The sequence below is a fragment of the Marinobacter salinisoli genome (assembly GCF_017301335.1).
Classification (GTDB): domain Bacteria; phylum Pseudomonadota; class Gammaproteobacteria; order Pseudomonadales; family Oleiphilaceae; genus Marinobacter; species Marinobacter salinisoli.
Genome location: NZ_CP071247.1, coordinates 558,935 through 577,302, shown reverse-complemented (window position 1 = coordinate 577,302; position 18,368 = coordinate 558,935). Strand labels below are relative to the sequence as shown.

Here is an 18,368-nt window from a genome sequence, read left to right as displayed (position 1 = left end):
GAGTGCGACCAGTGCCACATCTTTTGCGTAACATATTGAAACACAGTGGTAACGCAGTGGTTGTGTCGGGTTTTTAGTCAGTATCGAGCGCCGGTTTGACGCTGGTCGGGCGGCACACCGGTCGGCGGTGCAGAAAAACGTCAGACTTTACGTTTGTTGACAAACCTCGGTGATCGCTCGGGGCACGGGGTCGTATTTCTGGTTGGTGTCCGGGAAAGAACAAGTACAACCGGAGGCCGAGACAAAAACCGCTCTTTTGTCAGGTTGCAGTGAGGTCGTCTGCCCGTGTCCGAGTCCCTTACCCTTGCGCAGCAGGAACGTCTGCGTGCGGATCGCTATCTTGTGTTTATCCTGCTGGCCCATGTGCCGGTTGTTTCCCTGTTGATCCCGCTGGAATTCGACACCGGGGCTTTTGCGGCGTTGGCGTCGATGGCGGTGGCGGCGATTGCCGGCATCGGCTACGCCAGCCTGCGGGGGACCCGGACGTGCTCCGTGCTGTTTGCCGGCCTGTTGATGGCTTTTTCCGCAATCATGATCCAGGCCCAGATGGGCCGGATCGAGATGCATTTTCACATCTTCGCGGCGCTGGCGTTGACGATTATCTACCGGGATTGGTTGCCGATCATCACGGCCGCCGGGGTGATTGCTGCGCATCATCTGCTGTTTACGTCCCTGCAGAAAGCGGGCGTCACTCTTGGTGATATGCCGATCCTTCTGTTCGCCCATGGCGCCACTTTTGGCATGGCGTTCCTGCATGCCGCCTTTGTGGTATTCGAGTCGGGCATTCTGGTGTTTTTTGCCCTGCGCATGGCCGCTGAACGACGGCAGGCGTTCCAGATCATCGATGTGGTCCGGGGCTTCGGGGACAGCAAGGACCTTGGCGGACGCCTGGACGCCCGGGGCGACGCCCGGACGGCGAATTACTTCAACAGCATGATGGACCAGTTCGGTGACTTGATTGGCAAGGTACGGATGCTGTCCGGAACGCTGAGTCACAGTGCCAATAAACTCAGCCGGGTCAGCGAACACACCAGCAGTATTATCGAACAGCAGCACCTGGAAACGGACCAGGCCGCCAGTGCCACCGAGGAAATGACCGCAACCGTTCAGGAAGTGGCCCGTAACGCCCAGCAGGCGTCGGAAGCGGCGAGCAGGGCGCAGGCGTCCGCGGCCGAGGGTCGTCGCCACGCCGATCACGCGGTGGAGTTGACCGAATCGACCCACGCGGTGCTCAACGATGCGTCCGTGATGGTGAATGAACTGACGGAGAAGGTGAGGGCCATCGGCGGTGTCATCGCCGCCATCAACGACATCTCTGACCAGACCAACCTGCTGGCCCTGAATGCCGCCATTGAAGCCGCCCGGGCCGGCGCCCACGGCCGCGGTTTCGCGGTGGTGGCAGAGGAAGTCCGCAGCCTGTCGGCCCGGACTCAGGATTTCACCCGGCAAATCCGCACCACCATCGATGAGCTGATGTCGCTGTCCGATACGGCGTCCGGGGCCATCGGCGTCAGCCAGGCGCGATCCGGAGCGACCACCGAGGCGGCCCGCCAGACCGGCGATGCCATTCGTCTGGTGGTAACCGCCATCGCGGAAGTCAGTGACATGAATCACCAGATCGCTGCGGCCGCGGAACAACAGGCGGCGGCATCGTCGCAGATCAACAACGGTGTCCAGAGCATCGCCGGGCGGAATCTCGATGTGGTGCGGGAAGCCGAGCAGACTCGAAGCATGGCCCGGGAACTGGAGCGGGTCATTGCCGAGGTCGATGACCTGGTCCGGGACTATCGGGGCGCGTGAACGGGCGCGGGTATTCACAGGAACTATCCCGAACATTCACCCAAGCCGGTTGAAGTCTCTGTAATCGCTGCAATAGTAATAGATAACCCTTTCTGCCGGAGGCCGCGATCGCTTGGCCCCGGTAGCCTCACGGAAGCCGTCCACAGCCGCAGGGATTTGCGGCTCAGCCCGGCCGCGACTGCCGGGTCACACCCGTGGCCTTCCGCACTGTTCGGATTTCGACAACAAGGAGGCGCAATATGAGTACGGATCAACCGGCCAAGAACAGCCTGAATGCCCTGACCAGCCTGAAAGCTGGCAACCAGACCTACCACTACTACAGCCTGCCCGAAGCGGCCAAGACCCTGGGCGACCTCGACCGGTTGCCGTTTTCCCTGAAGGTGCTGCTGGAGAACCTGCTCCGAAACGAGGACGATACCACCGTCGACCGCAGCCACATCGACGCCATGGTGCAGTGGCTGGACGATCGCCGTTCCGACACCGAAATCCAGTTTCGCCCCGCCCGGGTGCTGATGCAGGACTTCACCGGCGTGCCCGGCGTGGTGGACCTGGCGGCCATGCGCGAGGCGGTCAAGAAGGCCGGCAAGGATCCGGCGCTGATTAATCCCCTGTCGCCGGTGGATCTGGTGATCGACCATTCGGTGATGGTGGACCACTTCGGGAATGCGTCCGCGTTCAAGGACAACGTTGCCATCGAGATGGAGCGTAACCACGAGCGCTACGAATTCCTGCGCTGGGGCCAGCAGGCGTTTGACAACTTCCGGGTGGTGCCGCCGGGCACCGGCATTTGCCACCAGGTGAATCTGGAGTATCTGGGTAAAACCGTCTGGTCCCGTGAGCAGGACGGCAAGCAGCTGGCCTATCCGGATACCCTGGTGGGTACCGATTCCCACACCACCATGATCAATGGCCTGGGTATTCTGGGCTGGGGTGTCGGAGGCATTGAAGCGGAGGCCGGCATGCTGGGGCAGCCGGTGTCCATGCTGATCCCTGAGGTGATCGGCTTCAAGATTAGCGGCAAGTTGCGTGAAGGCATCACCGCCACCGATCTGGTGCTGACCGTCACCGAAATGCTGCGCAAGAAAGGTGTGGTCGGAAAATTCGTGGAGTTCTACGGCGATGGCCTGAAAGACATGCCAGTGGCGGACCGCGCCACCATCGCCAACATGGCGCCGGAATACGGGGCGACCTGTGGTTTCTTCCCGGTGGATGAGCAAACGCTCAATTACATGCGCCTGACCGGCCGTGAGGCGCAGCAGATCGAGCTGGTGGAAGCCTACGCCAAGGCCCAGGGCCTCTGGCGCGAGCCGGGGCACGAGCCGATCTATACCGACAAGCTTGAACTGGACATGGGTGAGGTGGAAGCCAGCCTGGCCGGGCCCAAACGTCCGCAGGACCGGGTGGCCCTGAAAGACATGAAAGCGGCCTTCGAGCTGCTGATGGAAACCGCCGAAGGACCCGCCGACGCCGAACCCGACCCCAAGATGACGTCCGAGGGCGGCCAGACTGCCGTGGGCGTGGACAACAGTTATCACCACGCTTCCAGCCAGATGCTGGAACTGGACGGCACCCAGACCCGGCTGGACCCCGGCGCGGTGGTGATTGCCGCCATAACCTCCTGCACCAATACGTCCAACCCCAGCGTGATGATGGCGGCCGGACTGATTGCCCAGAAGGCCGTTGAAAAGGGCCTGAAAACCCGGCCCTGGGTGAAGACCTCGCTGGCTCCCGGCTCCAAGGTGGTGACCGACTACCTGAGGGTGGGCGGTTTCCAGGAGGCCCTGAACGAGCTGGGCTTCAATCTGGTGGGTTATGGCTGCACCACCTGTATCGGCAACTCCGGGCCGCTGCCGGATGCGGTGGAAAAAGCCATCAAGGACGGTGACCTGACGGTGGCCTCGGTGCTGTCCGGTAACCGTAACTTTGAAGGCCGGGTGCATCCGCTGGTCAAGACCAACTGGCTGGCGTCGCCGCCGCTGGTGGTGGCTTACGCGCTGGCGGGCAACGTCCGACTGGATCTGAAAAAAGACCCACTGGGGCAGGACCGGGAGGGCAACCCGGTGTACCTGAAAGACCTGTGGCCGAGCCAGCAGGAAATTGCCGATGCGGTGGAAAAGGTGAAGACCGACATGTTCCGCACTGAATACGCGGAGGTGTTCGACGGCGACGCCAACTGGCAGGCCATCGAGGTGCCTGAGAGCAAGGTGTATGAATGGACCGATGCCTCGACCTACATTCAGCACCCGCCGTTTTTCGAGGGTATGGGGGAAGAACCGGACCCCATTGAAGACATCAAGGACGCCCACATTCTGGCTTTGCTGGGGGATTCGGTGACCACCGACCATATTTCCCCGGCCGGCTCCTTCGCACCGGATACCCCCGCCGGCAAATACCTGCAGGAAAAAGGCGTGGACCCGAAGGATTTCAACTCCTACGGCTCCCGGCGGGGTAACCACGAGGTGATGATGCGGGGCACCTTCGCCAACGTGCGCATCCGTAACGAGATGCTTGACGATGTCGAGGGCGGCTACACCCGCCACGTGCCTTCCGGGGAGCAGATGGCCATCTACGATGCGGCCATGAAGTATCAGGAAGAGGGCACGCCGCTGGTGGTGATTGCCGGCAAGGAGTACGGCACAGGTTCGAGTCGTGACTGGGCCGCCAAGGGCACCCGGTTACTCGGGGTCAGTGCGGTGGTGGCCGAATCCTATGAACGGATTCACCGCTCCAACCTGATCGGCATGGGGGTCATGCCGTTGCAGTTCCCGGAAGGCACGGATCGCAAGAGCCTGAACCTGACCGGCGAGGAAACCATCAGCATCGAGGGGCTATCGGGGGACATCAAGCCCGGCCAGACCCTGACCATGACGGTGACCTATCCGGACGGTGGCACAGAAAGCTGTGACCTGATCTCCCGGATTGATACCGCCAACGAGGCGGTGTACTTCAGGCATGGTGGTATCCTGCATTACGTGGTGCGGGAGATGCTCAAGTCCGCGTAATCCTGACCCCCGGCGCCCCTGTCGCCGGGGGTCAGCCTGCCTCTGCAGGGGCTGGTAGCCACTGTGCGGGCAGTTCCAGCCAGAAGGTGGCGCCGTTGCCCGGCGTCGAGTCATAGTCAACCGAGCCGCGCATGTTGGCCATCAGCTCCCGGGTGATGGCCAGCCCCAGGCCGGTGCCGCCCCGAGCCCTTCGATCCGAGGCGTCGGCCTGGGAAAATTTCTGGAAAATCGCCTCCCGGAAATCCGGGGCCACGCCCTCGCCATAGTCTCTGATACAGAGCCGGACGTTGTGGCCATGCCGTTCGGTGTAGATTTCGACGCGGGCGTTGTCGGGCGAGAATTTGATGGCGTTGGACAACAGGTTGGTCACGGCCTGCTTGAAACGTTGTGGCTCCACCGAAACCCGCACTGGCGCCAGTTCGCCGACACAGAGTTGAATGTGGCGCTGCCGGGCCAGGGGGTCGAGGTTTTCGATGCACTCACTGACCAGCAGCGACAATTCGTGCTCGTCGAGCTGGAACGGCATTTTACCCGCGGCCAGCTTTTCGATATCGAGCAGGTCATTGATCAGCGACGTCAGCTGCTGGCTGTTGCGGTAGGCAATTTCGGTGAGCCGGGCGGCCTGCTCGGGCAGTTCGCCGGCAACCTTGTTGTTCAGCAGCCCCAGCGATCCGGAAATGGACGTCAGTGGTGTGCGCAGTTCATGGCTGACCGTGGATATGAACTCGCTTTTCAGCCGGTCTACTTTCTTCTGTTCCGAAACATCCTCGGTGATCAGCCAGATGATCTGCTCGCTGTCGTGGTCGTTGAGCAGCAGGCCGTGCATGGCCACCGGCAAGAGTGTGTTCTGCGGTGTCGGCAGGCATGCTTCCATGCCACTGAAGCGGAAGTTCTGTGTCAGCTTGTCCTGAATGCCCAGCCCGCCGGGAATGGGGTGGCCATTCTGGTCAAAGGCATGGTCGAAATAGTTCAGTGTCTGGGCGTTGTTGCCGAAGGTTCGTTCGAACGTCCGGTTGGCCTGCAGCAACACCCTCCGATGCGCACTGAACAGGCCGATGCCGACCGGGGCCAGCTCGAACAGCCCGGCAATGCGGCGCTGCAGCTTTCGCTCTTTGAGTAGCAGGCTGGTCAGCCAGAAGGTGCCCACGGTAACCAGCAGCACCAGCGTTGCCAGCAGGCTGCGTGTCAGCCAGCTCGACTCCGGGTGCTTCGGCCAGCCGCCGGCCGGCTCGGCAAACAGCGTCCACTGGGTGCCGCGCATATTCAGTGTGGCCGTCACCGGTTGTTGCCATCCTCCGGCACGGTTGCCCAGGAACATGGCGCTCTGGTCACCGGGATCGCTCGACGTCGACAGGCCAAAATGCATGTCGTCCGCCAATGGCAGCACGCCCGCGGTCTGATACAGGCTCTCCAGATTCAGGATCACGGAAATCAGGCCCCAGAACTCGCCGGTCTGGCTGTCGAAGATGGGGATGCGGCCGGCCAGCCCCTGGCCACCCTGGACCAGATTGATCGGGCCGCTGAACGCGACCTGGCGGGACTGAAACAGCACCTCGATCTGTTCCGGGGGGATGCGCCCATCGCCCAGGTCCAGCCCCAGAGCGGCCTCGTTGCCCTGCAAGGGATAAACGTGGCGAATGATGAAATCGGGGGCGAGCCCGATGTTCCGCAAATCCGGGGCCAGCCGGAAAATCACCGAGGCCAGCTCCCGGAAGCGCTGTTCATCAATGTCGGGCTGGACGGCAATGTTGGCGGCCAGCCCCCATACGGTCTGGATGTTCTGCAGAATCGTGCTTTGCAGGCCGAGGCTCAGATCATCCAGTCGTTCCTGCCACTGGTGTCGTACCTCAGCCTGATAGCGGGCGTTGCTGGCGCTATCCAGTGCCAGCGCAACCGACAGCATCAGCGCCAGAATTCCCAGCCGGGCGGCCCAGATCAGTGGGTGGAAGAGTTTGTCGCGGTTCAGGCCTGGCATGGATTCGCGCTCACGGTCGATAATTTCGCCGGGATTTCCAGCCAGAATGTCGCCCCCTGTCCCTCCGTCGACTCGAAGCCCACGGTGCCGCCCAGTTGCGTCATGATCTCGCGGGTGATGGCCAGGCCCAGTCCGGTGCCGCCCTTGGCGCGCCGATCCGAACCGTCGGCCTGCGAGAACTTCTGGAAGATCTGGCTGCGAAAGCTTTCCGGGATACCCGGGCCGAGGTCGGTCACTTCGATCCGGAACCGGTCACCATGGAATTCGGTGCTGACCACCACCTCGCTCTGTTGCGGCGAAAACTTGATGGCGTTCGATAACAGGTTGGTCAGCCCCTGCTGCATCAGCTTGGGATCGATCATCAGCGCCTGATCCGGGTAGTTGTCCCGGAACCGGACCGAAATCTGGCTGTCGACGGCGTAAGTCTGCAGTCGCTCGATGCAGTCCCGGATCATCGGGCTGACGTGTTCGGTCCGCAGCCGGATAGGCATCTTGCCCGACACCAGTTTCTCCATGTCCAGCAAGTCATCAATCAGATGTTTGAGTTGGTCACCGTTTCGGGCCGCGATGGCGATCAGGCGGTTGACCTGTTCGGGCAACTCGCCAAAGGCTCCGCCATGGATCAGGCCAAGCGACCCGGCGATCGAGGTGAGCGGGGTGCGCAGCTCGTGGCTGATGGTGGCGATGAACTCGTTTTTCATCTGCTCCACTTTCTTGCGCTCGGAAATGTCTTCCACCAGCGACCAGACCAGGGAGCGACCCGACGAATTGATGATCCGGAAGCCGCGGATCAACGCCGGATAGGTGGAGCCGTCCCGGCGCCGGATGAGTTGCTCGAAGGGGCCGTAGCGACCCTGAGCTTTCAGTTCCGAGAGCGCCCGGTCGCGCATGGTCCGTTCGCCCTCGGGCAGCAGCTGGTTGAAGTTCAGCGCCATGAACTCTTCGCGCGAGTAGCCCGAGGGCTCCAGCAGGGCCTGGTTCACGTCCAGAAACCGGTCCCGGTGATAATCGCTCAGGGTAATACCGATCGGGGACAGCTCGAACAGGTGCCGAAGCTCCTCTTCGCTTTCCTGCAGGGCGAGCTGGATGCGTTTTTTTTCATCGATGTCGGTGATGTAGCCGTGCCACATGATGCTTTTGTCGGCCAGCAATTCCGGTGTGGCCCGACCCTCTACCCAGCGCCAGCGCTCGCCATCCGGCTTTACCCGGTACTGATGCTGCCAGACACTCAGGTTCTGGGCCGACACGGTGATGCTTTCCGCCACCGCCTCGAGATCTTCCGGATGAATGCGGTTAAACACCGGTGATGCGTCTTCGGCTACCTGCTGGCTGTCGACGCCATAGATCTCCCGGATGCCGGGGCCGGAGAACGGGAAGGCAGAGGAGCCGTCTGGCCAGAGCCGGTACTGATACAGCATCCCGGGCGTCTGCTCCACCAGCTTGGTCAGCGTTTGCAAACTGGTGCGTCGTTCAATGACCCCGGTCACCCAGCGTGCCAGCAGCCGGACGAAGGTTTCTTCCGTGTCCGAGAAGCCCTGGGGCCTGGGGCGGGGCGAGGAAAAGTTGAGCGTTCCGAACAGACGATCATTGAGGTAGATGGGCGCGGCCAGATAGCTTTCCAGGCCGAACTGCGAGTAACAGTGATGCTCGCGGTATGACGACTGGGCCATGTGGGCGATGGACAGGCTGTCTCGCTTGTTGATCATCAGGGAACAGTAGGTCTCGCCCAGAGAGAACTGTTGCCCCTCGGTCAGCGTCGTGTCCCCGGGTGCCCGGTACCAGAGCACGGTATACACCTCGCCGACAATTTCGCTGACAATCGCCAGCTCCATGTCCAGATAATCGGCGCCCATGTCCAGCGCCTTGCGGATGCGGGCATCGTCATCGGTTGCCGGGTCCAGGGCCAGGGTGTTGAGGATGCTCAGTGCGGTGTTTTGCTGCTGGGTCTTCTCGAGAATGTTGGTTTCGGCGGTGACATCGGCGTGGGTGCCGTACATCTTCAGCGGCTGGCCGTCATCGGCCCATTCGAAAACCCGGCCGCGGGCGTGGACCCAGACCCAATAGCCGTGTTTGTGGCGCATCCGGCAACGACAATCGTATTCCTCGGTTCTGGCGGCAAAGTGGTCATTCAGCAGCCGGTTGGACTCCAGCAGGTCTTCCGGGTGCGCCAGGTCGAGCCAGGTCTGGATGCTGACCGGCGCCAGCTCCGTCAACCGGTAGCCGCAAATCTCCGCCCAGCGTTCGTTGAACACGGTCTCGCCGGTCTGCACATTCCATTCCCAGGTACCGACCCGGGTGCCCTCGATGACGGCCCGCGCCCGCCGTTCACTTTGCCGGATGTTGTCGAACAGCCGGGCGGTGTCGTGCCGGTTAATTTCCTGTTCTACACAGTCCGCCAGTTCCCGCAGCAGTTGTTGGTCTTCGCTATCCAGCGTCCGTGGCTGACGGTCGATCAGGCACAGGGTGCCAAGCCGATAGCCGTCCTGGCTGTGCAGCGGGGCTCCGGCGTAAAAGCGGATGTTGGGCTCCCCGGCCACCAGCGGGTTATCGTTGAAGCGCGGGTCAGCCCGGGTGTCTTCAACGATGAACAGGTCCGATTGCAGGATGGCGTGGCCGCAGAAGGAAATGTCCCGGGGTGTTTCCGGCACCGCCAGACCCTGGCAGGACTTGAACCACTGACGGTTGTTGTCCACCAGGCTGACCAGGGCAATGGGCACACTGAACATCTTGCAGGCCATGCGCGTAAACCGGTCAAAGCGCGCCTCAGAATCGCTATCCAGCAAACCGGTTCGCTCCAGTGCGGCCTGGCGTTGCGGCTCATTCTGTGGCACGTCCGGCGCTTTCATGTTGCTTCCCTCTGGAGCGATTATCGAGTTAGGTGGGTGTTTGTAAGTCCCTGCGTTTAGGGACTTTATGCCATTTTCCGGGGCGTCCGATGGTGTCAAGATGTAAGTTAATTGCAATGAAACGTATCGTTGGCTTTTCTGGCCTTGGCAGTTTGCTAGAGTGCTGGATGAAAAGAGAGAGACGGAACCGCCATGTCGGAAGTAAAAGTTACTGAGGTTGCGCGTAAACTGGCCATACTCAGGCAGCGCTTTAAGGACAAGGCCCAGTCGGACATCCTGCAGTTGCAGCGGTCCGCCGGGCGCTTCCGGGGCGGCGACATTCAAGGTCCCGATCTGGTCTCGGTCTACCAGTCACTGCACCGGCTGGCGGGCTCTGCAGGCACCTTCGGCTATGGCAAGCTGGGCGCCGCTGCGCGCGCGCTGGAGATCGAACTCAAGCCCCTGATTGAAACCCCCGACTCCGGGTGCCGGGTTTTGTCGCAGGAGGTCGTCACGCCAGCCTTCATCGAGCGGGTTGAGGCGTTGCTGGATCTGCTGATGCGGGCCCGCCAGGGCACTGAACCGGTTCATTGTGCCCCCGAGCGTGTGGACGAGCCACGGCTGGAAACGAAACGGGTTCTGATTGTCGACCCCGATCCAGACGCCGCGGAAACCGTCGCCAACGGCGTTCGCTTGCACGGTTTTGAGGTTGCGGTCTGCGGCTCTCTGTCTGAGGCGGTTCATTACGACTGGTCCGGTCTGGCCTCGGTTGTAGTCAAGGAGACCCTGCTCGACGGGCACGCCCCGGAGCTGAACGGCTGCGCCGGTCTCACCCCGATGATTTGTATTGGCACTGAGGACAGCTTCGAACGGCGCTACCAGTTTGCCGCACGGGGCATGGATGGGTTCATCCCCGAGCCACTGAGCATCCCAGCGCTGGTGGATTACATCGAGCGGCTGAGCTCGGAGTGGGCCGACAAGGGCACGGGCCGGGTCATGATTGTGGATGATGACGCCGAACTTCTGGAGCACTATGCGCTGGTTCTGGAGCAGGCCGGTCTGGAGGTTTGCGGGGTCAGCGATCCAACCCGGATTCTGCGGGTGCTGTCCGGCTTCCGGCCGGACCTTGTGCTGATGGACGTGCAGCTGGGCAAATTCAGCGGGGCGCACCTGGCGCGCATGCTCCGGTACGATCCGGAATGGCTGGGCCTGCCGATTGTCTACCTGTCGTCTGAAGAAAACCGCGAGTCCCAGGTTGAAGCCCTGTCCGAGGGCGGCGACGACTTCCTGACCAAGCCGGTTTCAGACGGCTTCCTGATCAATGCCGTCAAGGTGCGGTGCTATCGCGCCCGGCAACTGGACAAGCTGGTGTCCAGGGACAGCCTGACCGGGTTGCTCAAACACGGCGTGGCCAAGCAGGAAATCCTCAAGGAACACGCCCGTTGCCAGCGTATGGGCCAGAGTTCGGTGGTGGCCATGCTCGACCTGGACCATTTCAAGCGAGTCAACGATCGCTTCGGCCACCGGACCGGAGACGTGGTGATCAAGGGCCTGTCCAATTTGCTGCGAAACCGTCTGCGCAAAACCGATGTCATTGGCCGTTACGGGGGTGAAGAGTTTGTCGTGGTGCTGCCGAATTGCGCCGCCGACGATGCCAGAGCGGTGCTGCAGTCGGTGTGCGATCAGCTGGCCCAGATTGTGTTTAAAGGCGATGGCGGCGAGTTTTCGGTGACGCTCAGCATTGGCATGGCGCCACTGCACGCCTTTGCGTCCAGTGAGGATGCCATCGAAGCGGCGGACCAGGCGCTCTACCAGCGTAAACAGGCGGGGCGAAATGGCGTCACGGTGGCGGGCAACGATCACCCGCCAGAGCGTTGCGCCGATGGTTGAGGGCTCGGCGGGAGAGACAATGATGGAACCCTGTCCAACCCTGCAGCGCATCATGCTGGTTGAAGACGAGGAGGACATCCGGGCGGTGGCCGAACTGGCGCTGGAAGCCGTGGGTGGCTTCACCCTGAAAAGCTGCGCTTCGGGCCAGGCCGCGCTCGATAACCTGGACGCCTTCGCGCCCCAGCTGCTGTTGCTGGATGTCATGATGCCGGGTATGGACGGTCCGTCCACGCTGCGGGCGATTCGACAAAATCCGCAGTTTGCCGGCATTCCGGCGATCTTCATTACCGCCAAAGTGCAGCCGGAGGAAATCCAGGGCTACCTGGCTCAGGGGGCCGCGGCGGTCATTCCAAAGCCCTTCGATCCCATGCAGCTGCCCGGCAAGGTTGAAGCGATCTGGCAGGAGCTGAAGCACAGCCCCTGACACCTGAACCGGTGCTGGTTTCCGGCCCGGCATTTCGGTAACCTTGGCGCCCCGATTCACCAGGCAACTCACCAAGCAAAACCGAGGCATGGTCATGGCATCTGACACCCCCCGCGATGAGCTGAAAGCAAAGCTGAACCTTGAAACCTCCCGGATTCACTGGCACGAGCTGCAGACCTATTTCGCCCGCGGCCAGGTCGTCAGGGTGATGCCGGATCTGGACCTGCTGAATGTGGCGGCCGAACTGGCGGCGGATAACAAAGCCCTGTTCGAGCAGTGGATGGCCCAGGGCCAGGTGGGTGAAGTGGCACCAGACGTTGCCCAGGCCTGGTACGACCGCAATGCGGAACTCTGGGCTGTGGTCATTGCCCCCTGGGTACTGGTTCAGGACCGGTCCGACCAGGCCCTGCACTGAGTAAGTCGCGAATTACCTGATCCACGCCGGTCGCACGTTGTCCGGCATTTCTGTCATTTTACTGTCTGTTTGAGGAAGTCATGCTGACCGGCGCGTTGCTGATTCTTGCCCCGTTGTTTCTGGGTTTCGCCCTGCCTTTGCATAACCGCCGGGCGATGACCGTTATCCATTACACGGTGGAGGCGCTGGTGTATTTCATTCTTGCCCTGTTGGGCCTGGGGCTCGGACAGATGGAAGGCCTGGCCAGTCAGCTCGGTGGCATGGCCATTCAGGTGCTGGCGCTGGTGGTGGTGTTGTTCGGGGCCAACATGCTGGGCTTGTGGCTGTTCCATCGCTGGCAGCCGATGACCACTGAACAGGCACCGATGGAAGGCAGCAAAGGCTATGGCCGCCTGTTTATGGCCGGGCTGAAGCCATTGATGGCGGTGCTGGTGGGCTTGCTGGCCGGCTACTACGTGCTGCCAACGCTGCCGCTGGTGGAAGATGTCGCCACCTGGGCGCTGATGTTGCTGCTGTTCCTGATTGGCCTGCAACTGCGAAACGCGGGGCTGTCCCTGCGCAAGTTACTGATGAACCGGCAAGGCGTAGGCATTGCCCTGGCACTGACGCTCAGTTCCTTGCTGGCGGGTGCGATTCTGATTCCCTTCGTGGCCTTGCCCTGGCACGACGTGCTGGCGCTGGCTTCCGGTTTCGGCTGGTACTCGCTGTCGGGCATTGTGATCGGCGATGCGCTGGGCCCGGCCTGGGGTGGGGTGGCGTTCCTGAACGATGTGCTGCGGGAAATCATCGCACTGGCCATTATTCCCGTGTTGATCAGCGCCCGCCCGGCCATGGCCATCGGGTATGGCGGCGCGACCGCCATGGACTTCACCCTGCCGGTCATTCGCAGCAGCGGCGGCCTGGCCTGCGTCCCGGTAGCGATTGCCTCGGGCTTTATGCTGTCGTTCCTTTCGCCGGTGTTTATGGGGGTCTTCCTGTCGCTGGGCTAGGGCCCAGCGACAGGTCTCAGGCGAAAAAGGTTCTCAGGCTGTTCCGGTAGGTCTGCTCAATGACCTGCTCCAGCGGCAGTTCCTTCACTTCGGCAATCTTCTCCGCCACGAACGGCAGGTAAAACGGCGCGTTCTCTCGGCCCCGGTAGGGCACCGGTGTCAGGAACGGGGAGTCGGTTTCCAGCAGAATCTGCTCAATGGGCGCCATGCGCACGATGTCTCGCACGTTCTCCGCCTTGTTGAACGTGGTGATGCCGTTGAAGCCCAGACACCAGCCCTGATCCAGAGCATACTTTGCCAGCCCCGGCCCGGAGGTGAAGCTGTGAATCACTCCTCGGCGTTTCAGGGTGTCTTCGAACTCGGACAGGATGGTGATGGTATCGTCGTCCGCGTCCCGGCTGTGAATCACCACTGGCTGGTCGTGGTCGCAGGCGATCTGTAACTGACGGCGGAACACCTCTTTCTGCACGTCCCGGTCGGCGTTGTCATAGAAGTAGTCCAGACCGATCTCGCCCACTGCGACGATTTTGTCATCACTGGCGTGCCTGCGGATTTCGGCTTCCACATCGTCCGTGTAACTTTCTGCGTCGTGGGGGTGAATGCCCTGAGTGCCATACACCCAGGGCGCAAGCTGGCTGAGTTCGCGTACCCGGGCCAGGTTATCCGGCGACACCGCAATGGTGATGACCTTCTCGATGTTCACCTGCCGGGCCTGTTCCAGAGTTTCCTCCAGCGGGCGATCCTTCAGGTAGTCCAGATGGCAGTGGGTCTCGATGATCGGGTGATCAAAGACGGGAATGTCGCGGCGTTTTTTGCTCATTCCGGAAATTGGCTCCTCTGCAGGCAAACACCGCCTGCTATGCTGAAAATTTGATCGTGCAAGTTTACCAGTTTGTACGAGGCTTGACCTGAGCCCGACCGATAGGGAGTTTCCGGAATGAAAATGTCTTCGTTTGCTCGCCGTTGGCTTTATGATCCTGATAAACCCAAGTTTCGGGACTATCCCAGCAAATTGAACGACGACGAGGATTTGCCGGAACTGGACGACAGTCTCGATGACATCGGCGAATACCAGCGCCGTCTCTGGGCCAACAAGCGTCGTTCACTGTTGCTGGTGATCCATGGGCCGGACACCAGCGGCAAGGACAGCCTGATCCGGACCCTGGCCACCTACGCCGATCCCGCCGGCTTCCACGCCTGGTCCTTCAGTCGCCCCGATGGCCTGGAGGCCAGCCATCATTTCCTGTGGCGGGTTGGCCGCAAGCTACCGGCCCGGGGCGAAATGGTGGCCTTCAACCGCAGCCATCACGAAGCGGTGATTGCCGAGAGGGTCTGGCTGGTGCTGGACCCGGACGACTACAACTGGAACAGTCGCTTTCGTTCGATCCGGGATTTTGAGCAGCATCTGGTGGCCGAGGGTACGCAGATCATCAAGATCTGGCTCAATCTGTCCGAAGAGGAACACAGCCGCCGGCTGCTGAAGCGCCTGGACAAGCCGCGCAAGCGTTGGAAATTCGAGCGCTCGGATATCGATGGCTGGGAGAAGCGCAAACTCTACGAGGAGTATGCCGAAGAAGCCCTGCACGAAACCCACATTGATGAAGCTCCGTGGTTCATTGTGCCGGGGGACGAGAAACCCCAGGCCCGGGCGATTGTTGCTCAGATCGTGGCGGATCAGCTGAAGCGAATGGCGCCAGAGTATCCCAAGGAAGATCCAGAGATACTGGAAGAATACCGTCGGCTGCTCGAAGATAAGGGTGTGAAATAACCAGACGGAGGCGCTCATGCAGGTTGTAGTCGTCGGTGCCGGTGTGGTCGGTGTCACCACGGCGTATGAGTTGCAGCGGCGCGGCCACCGCGTAACCCTGCTCGAAAAGCATGAGCTGGCCGGCAACGAGACCAGCAAGGGTAACGCCGCCCAGCGCTCCTACGGCGTGGTGTATCCCTGGGCCGACCCGGCCATGGTGCGCAAGGCACTGCCGTGGCTGATGAAGGCCGACGGGCCGCTGAAAATACCCCTGCCGGTGTCGTCTGCAACCCTGCGTTTCCTGTTTTCTAGTTTGCGTTATGCCTGGTCGCCGGGCCTGTATGGCCTGAATCGCCGGGCGATGTTGCGGCTGGCCCTGCATAGCCGGACCCGCTTCCTTGAGCTGGAAAACGAGCTCAAGCTGTCGTTCGATGGCGACCATCGTGGCTTACTGCAGCTGGCCAGCACACCCGAGGCGCTGAGTGGTTATCGGGCGATTCACGACTTGCTGGATGAGTTCGGTGTGCCTTCCCGGTTGCTGACGCCAGATCAGGTCCGGGCAACGGAGCCGGGGTTAACGGGCTCGGGCCCGCTTGCCGGCGCGCTCAGCTACGACCTTGACGGAACCGGCGATTGTCACCAGTTTTCCTGTGCGCTGGCCAAAGCCTGTGCGCAGGCGGGGGTGGATATCCGGTACGGGGTGAGTGTTCGCCGGCTGTTGGCGAACGAACGCCGGGTCAAAGCGGTGGTGTTTCAGGACGACCACGGCGATCAGGCAACTCTGGAGGCGGACGCGGTCGTGATCTGTGCCGGTTGCTGGTCCGGCGAACTGGTCCGGCCGCTGGGGCTGACCCTGCCGATCTATCCGGTCAAGGGGTACAGCCTGACCGCCAGGGTTATCAATCCCGATCGGGCACCGGTGTCCACCGTGCACGACGATCACTACAAGGTGGTGTCCACTCGCCTGGGCCACCGCCTGAGGGCGACCGGCTTTGTGGAACTGGCTGATTTCTCCCGGGACATTCCGGAAGCTCGGCTGGCGACCATCCGCAAGTCGGTGGAATCCCGCTTCCCCGGCTGCGCCGACTTGTCGACGGCCGAAGCCTGGGCCGGTTTCCGGCCCATGACGCCGGACGGGCCGGCAATTATCGGTCGCGGCCCCAGGGACAACCTGTTTCTGAACACCGGCCACGGTACCTTCGGCTGGACCCTATCCGCCGGCAGTGCCCACGTCATTGCTCAGGTTCTTGAAGGAGAGGAACCGTCCGTGGGCCTGGATGCCTTCCGGCCCGGGCGCTTCAGCGAGTAGTTGGCCCGGGCAGCAGCGTTACTTGCGCTTGAGCCGTCGCTCAATATTGCCGCACAGGGTGTGCACGAAGCCGATGTCCCGGTCACCCAGCAGCGGCAGGCGTTCCATGGCCCACTGATGCAGCTTGCCCTCGGCTGGCGCGTCCAGCTGCGGCAGCAGGCTTGCCAGACGGTTCCGCAAGGCGCCCAGGCGCGCCTCCGGTGCCGCGGGCTGTTCGGCAGTGTCTGCGCCAGGCGCTGACAAACCAGACATTTCCCAGGCATACAGCATCACCGACTGCGCCAGATTCAGCGACGGATAGGCCACTTTCATGGGGATGCCGGTGAGCAGGTCGCACAGGGCCAGTTCTTCGTTGGCCAGCCCCCGGTCTTCCCGGCCAAACACCAGGGCGGCGGTGGCGACCGACCCGCCCTTGCGCGCGAGCACCTCCCGCAGCTGGCCGGGTGGGTGCCAGTCCTGCCGGTTGTGGCGGGGCTTGGCGGAGGTCGCCATCAGAAGGTCTACGGAGTTTCGCACCGCCGCCAGATCGGGGAAAATGCGCGCATTGTCCAGAATGTGGTCGCTGCCGTGAGCCAGCCAGTGCGCTTCCGGCCTGGTGTGCAGGTCGGAATTGACCAGCCAGAGTTCGCCAAAGCCCATCGTGCACAGAGCACGGGCGGCCGCGCCGACGTTTTCCGGAACCTTGGGTTCAACAAGTACAAAGGCCAGTTGCATGACATTACCTCCGGCCGCGAGTTTACACGACCGCGCCGAATCTGTTGATAGCCGCTGGCAGCAGCTCAATGACTGGCTGCGGCAGCACCGCGAGCTCTGGGCGTCGGCACCGTTTATGGAGCCGGTGCCAGACTGGACGCTCAGCCAGCCAGGGCTTGCCGACTGGGTTTCCGGGCTGAGTGAAGCACAGTGCCGGAGCCTGGACGATGACCCTGCCGGGCTGGCGGCATTGGCCGCAGAGTATCTGCCCTCCCTGGGCCGGTATGATGAGCTGGTGCGCGTTGGCGAGTGGAGCAATCCTCAGCAGGCAGACAAGGCGACCCTGCCGGAAGTCCATGCGGTGGATATGCCGGGCCGCAAGCGACTACAGGCCGGGGCTTTCTCCGCGGCGCTTCAGCCGCTGGCGCACCCGGTGATGGACTGGTGCTGTGGCAAGGGGCATCTGGGCCGGACCCTGGCGGCCCGCGGTCAGCCTGTGACCGGGCTGGAATGGAACGCGGAACTGGTGCAAGACGGCAATCGCCTGGCCGAACGCTTCGGTGACCCGGTGTCCCTGCGTTGCCAGGATGTGATGGCGTCTGACCTGACACTGCCTGCCGAGGCCCACGGGGTGGCGCTGCATGCCTGCGGCGATCTGCACCGCCAACTGATTCGCCGCGGCGGCGCGGCGAGCCTGCCCCGACTGAGCCTGTCGCCCTGCTGTTACCACCTGACCGACCGCGAGGTTTATCAGCCGTTATCCCGTCGTGCCGCAGAGCATCGGGCATGCCTGAAACTGGCCCGAAACGATCTCCGGCTGGCGGTGCAGGAAACGGTTACCGCGCCCGAGCGGGTGCGCGAGCAGACCCGCCGGGTCAGCCAGTGGCGACTGGGCTTCGATGCCCTGCAGCGGCAACTGCGCGGTGAAGACAGTTATCTGCCGGTGCCGTCCCATCCGTCACGGCTGGCCAATGGTACCTTCGAAGATTTCTGCCGTTGGGCAGCACAGAAGAAAGGCCTCTCCCTTACTGCAACGGTCAATTTCGAGCACTGGCAGGCCGAAGGCGAGCGCCGCTGGCTGCAGGTAAAACAGTATGAACTGGTGCGCCACCTGTTCCGCCGACCGCTGGAGTTGTGGCTGGTGCTGGATTACGGGTTGTATCTGGAAGAGCAGGGCTACCGGGTGCGAATCGGGGAATTCTGTGATCGCTCACTGACGCCCCGCAATCTGCTGATTGACGCAGTGCGGGACTGAACGGATAAGGGCGTCCCGAAGGACGCCCTTTTTGTTGTCGGCTG

At 62.1% G+C, this 18,368-nt stretch carries 13 protein-coding genes; 9 read left to right on the top strand and 4 right to left on the bottom strand.

Annotated elements, in window-relative coordinates:
* Positions 1-285 precede the first annotated feature (285 nt).
* Positions 286-1,800, top strand: coding sequence for a methyl-accepting chemotaxis protein (locus LPB19_RS02645; protein WP_228289187.1), 1,515 nt, complete (start codon positions 286-288; stop codon positions 1,798-1,800).
* A 239-nt stretch (positions 1,801-2,039) separates the two neighbouring features.
* Positions 2,040-4,802 (top strand): aconitate hydratase AcnA, encoded by a 2,763-nt coding sequence (acnA, locus tag LPB19_RS02640; protein WP_206644577.1) that lies wholly within the window; start codon positions 2,040-2,042, stop codon positions 4,800-4,802.
* Between the two features lie 31 nt (positions 4,803-4,833).
* Here acnA and LPB19_RS02635 read toward each other — a convergent pair whose 3' ends face one another.
* Entirely contained in the window at positions 4,834-6,777 is a 1,944-nt protein-coding gene (locus LPB19_RS02635; RefSeq protein WP_206644576.1) for a sensor histidine kinase, read from the bottom strand.
* Positions 6,765-9,623 carry a PAS domain-containing protein gene (locus LPB19_RS02630; RefSeq protein WP_206644575.1) on the bottom strand — a complete coding sequence of 953 codons (2,859 nt, stop codon included), beginning with the start codon at positions 9,621-9,623 and terminating at the stop codon, positions 6,765-6,767. The genes LPB19_RS02635 and LPB19_RS02630 overlap by 13 nt, the downstream gene beginning before the upstream one ends.
* Positions 9,624-9,815: 192 nt before the next feature.
* On the opposite strand from LPB19_RS02630, the gene LPB19_RS02625 reads away from it, so the two are divergent.
* The 4 genes from LPB19_RS02625 to LPB19_RS02610 all read left to right on the top strand — a co-directional run bounded on the left by LPB19_RS02625 (position 9,816) and on the right by LPB19_RS02610 (position 13,320).
* Positions 9,816-11,492 carry a diguanylate cyclase gene (locus LPB19_RS02625; protein WP_206644574.1) on the top strand — a complete coding sequence of 559 codons (1,677 nt, stop codon included), beginning with the start codon at positions 9,816-9,818 and terminating at the stop codon, positions 11,490-11,492.
* A gap of 19 nt (positions 11,493-11,511) precedes the next feature.
* Positions 11,512-11,916 (top strand): response regulator, encoded by a 405-nt coding sequence (locus LPB19_RS02620; protein WP_228289186.1) that lies wholly within the window; start codon positions 11,512-11,514, stop codon positions 11,914-11,916.
* A gap of 94 nt (positions 11,917-12,010) precedes the next feature.
* Positions 12,011-12,331, top strand: coding sequence for a DUF2288 domain-containing protein (locus tag LPB19_RS02615; protein ID WP_206644573.1), 321 nt, complete (start codon positions 12,011-12,013; stop codon positions 12,329-12,331).
* 80 nt (positions 12,332-12,411) lie between these two features.
* The gene (locus tag LPB19_RS02610) at positions 12,412-13,320 is read left to right on the top strand and encodes a lysine exporter LysO family protein (protein ID WP_206644572.1); all 909 of its coding nucleotides are present in this window, start codon (positions 12,412-12,414) and stop codon (positions 13,318-13,320) included.
* A 16-nt stretch (positions 13,321-13,336) separates the two neighbouring features.
* Here the strand turns inward: LPB19_RS02610 and LPB19_RS02605 are convergent, their stop codons facing one another.
* Complete coding sequence (locus tag LPB19_RS02605) at positions 13,337-14,140, bottom strand: TatD family hydrolase (RefSeq protein WP_206644571.1); 804 nt, start codon at positions 14,138-14,140, stop codon at positions 13,337-13,339.
* A 117-nt stretch (positions 14,141-14,257) separates the two neighbouring features.
* Here LPB19_RS02605 and LPB19_RS02600 point away from each other — a divergent pair, with 117 nt between their 5' ends.
* Together LPB19_RS02600 and LPB19_RS02595 are read left to right on the top strand one after the other, a co-directional pair.
* The gene (locus tag LPB19_RS02600) at positions 14,258-15,088 is read left to right on the top strand and encodes a polyphosphate kinase 2 family protein (RefSeq protein WP_206644570.1); all 831 of its coding nucleotides are present in this window, start codon (positions 14,258-14,260) and stop codon (positions 15,086-15,088) included.
* Between the two features lie 16 nt (positions 15,089-15,104).
* Positions 15,105-16,376, top strand: coding sequence for a D-amino acid dehydrogenase (locus LPB19_RS02595; protein WP_206644569.1), 1,272 nt, complete (start codon positions 15,105-15,107; stop codon positions 16,374-16,376).
* Positions 16,377-16,394: 18 nt separating this feature from the next.
* Here the strand turns inward: LPB19_RS02595 and LPB19_RS02590 are convergent, their stop codons facing one another.
* The gene (locus LPB19_RS02590) at positions 16,395-17,090 is read right to left on the bottom strand and encodes a tRNA/rRNA methyltransferase (RefSeq protein ID WP_206644568.1); all 696 of its coding nucleotides are present in this window, start codon (positions 17,088-17,090) and stop codon (positions 16,395-16,397) included.
* Here LPB19_RS02590 and LPB19_RS02585 point away from each other — a divergent pair.
* A complete protein-coding gene (locus LPB19_RS02585; RefSeq protein ID WP_206644567.1) occupies positions 17,089-18,324 on the top strand; it encodes a methyltransferase in 1,236 nt (411 codons plus the stop codon). The two genes, LPB19_RS02590 and LPB19_RS02585, sit on opposite strands and share 2 nt — an antisense overlap.
* Positions 18,325-18,368 lie beyond the last annotated feature (44 nt).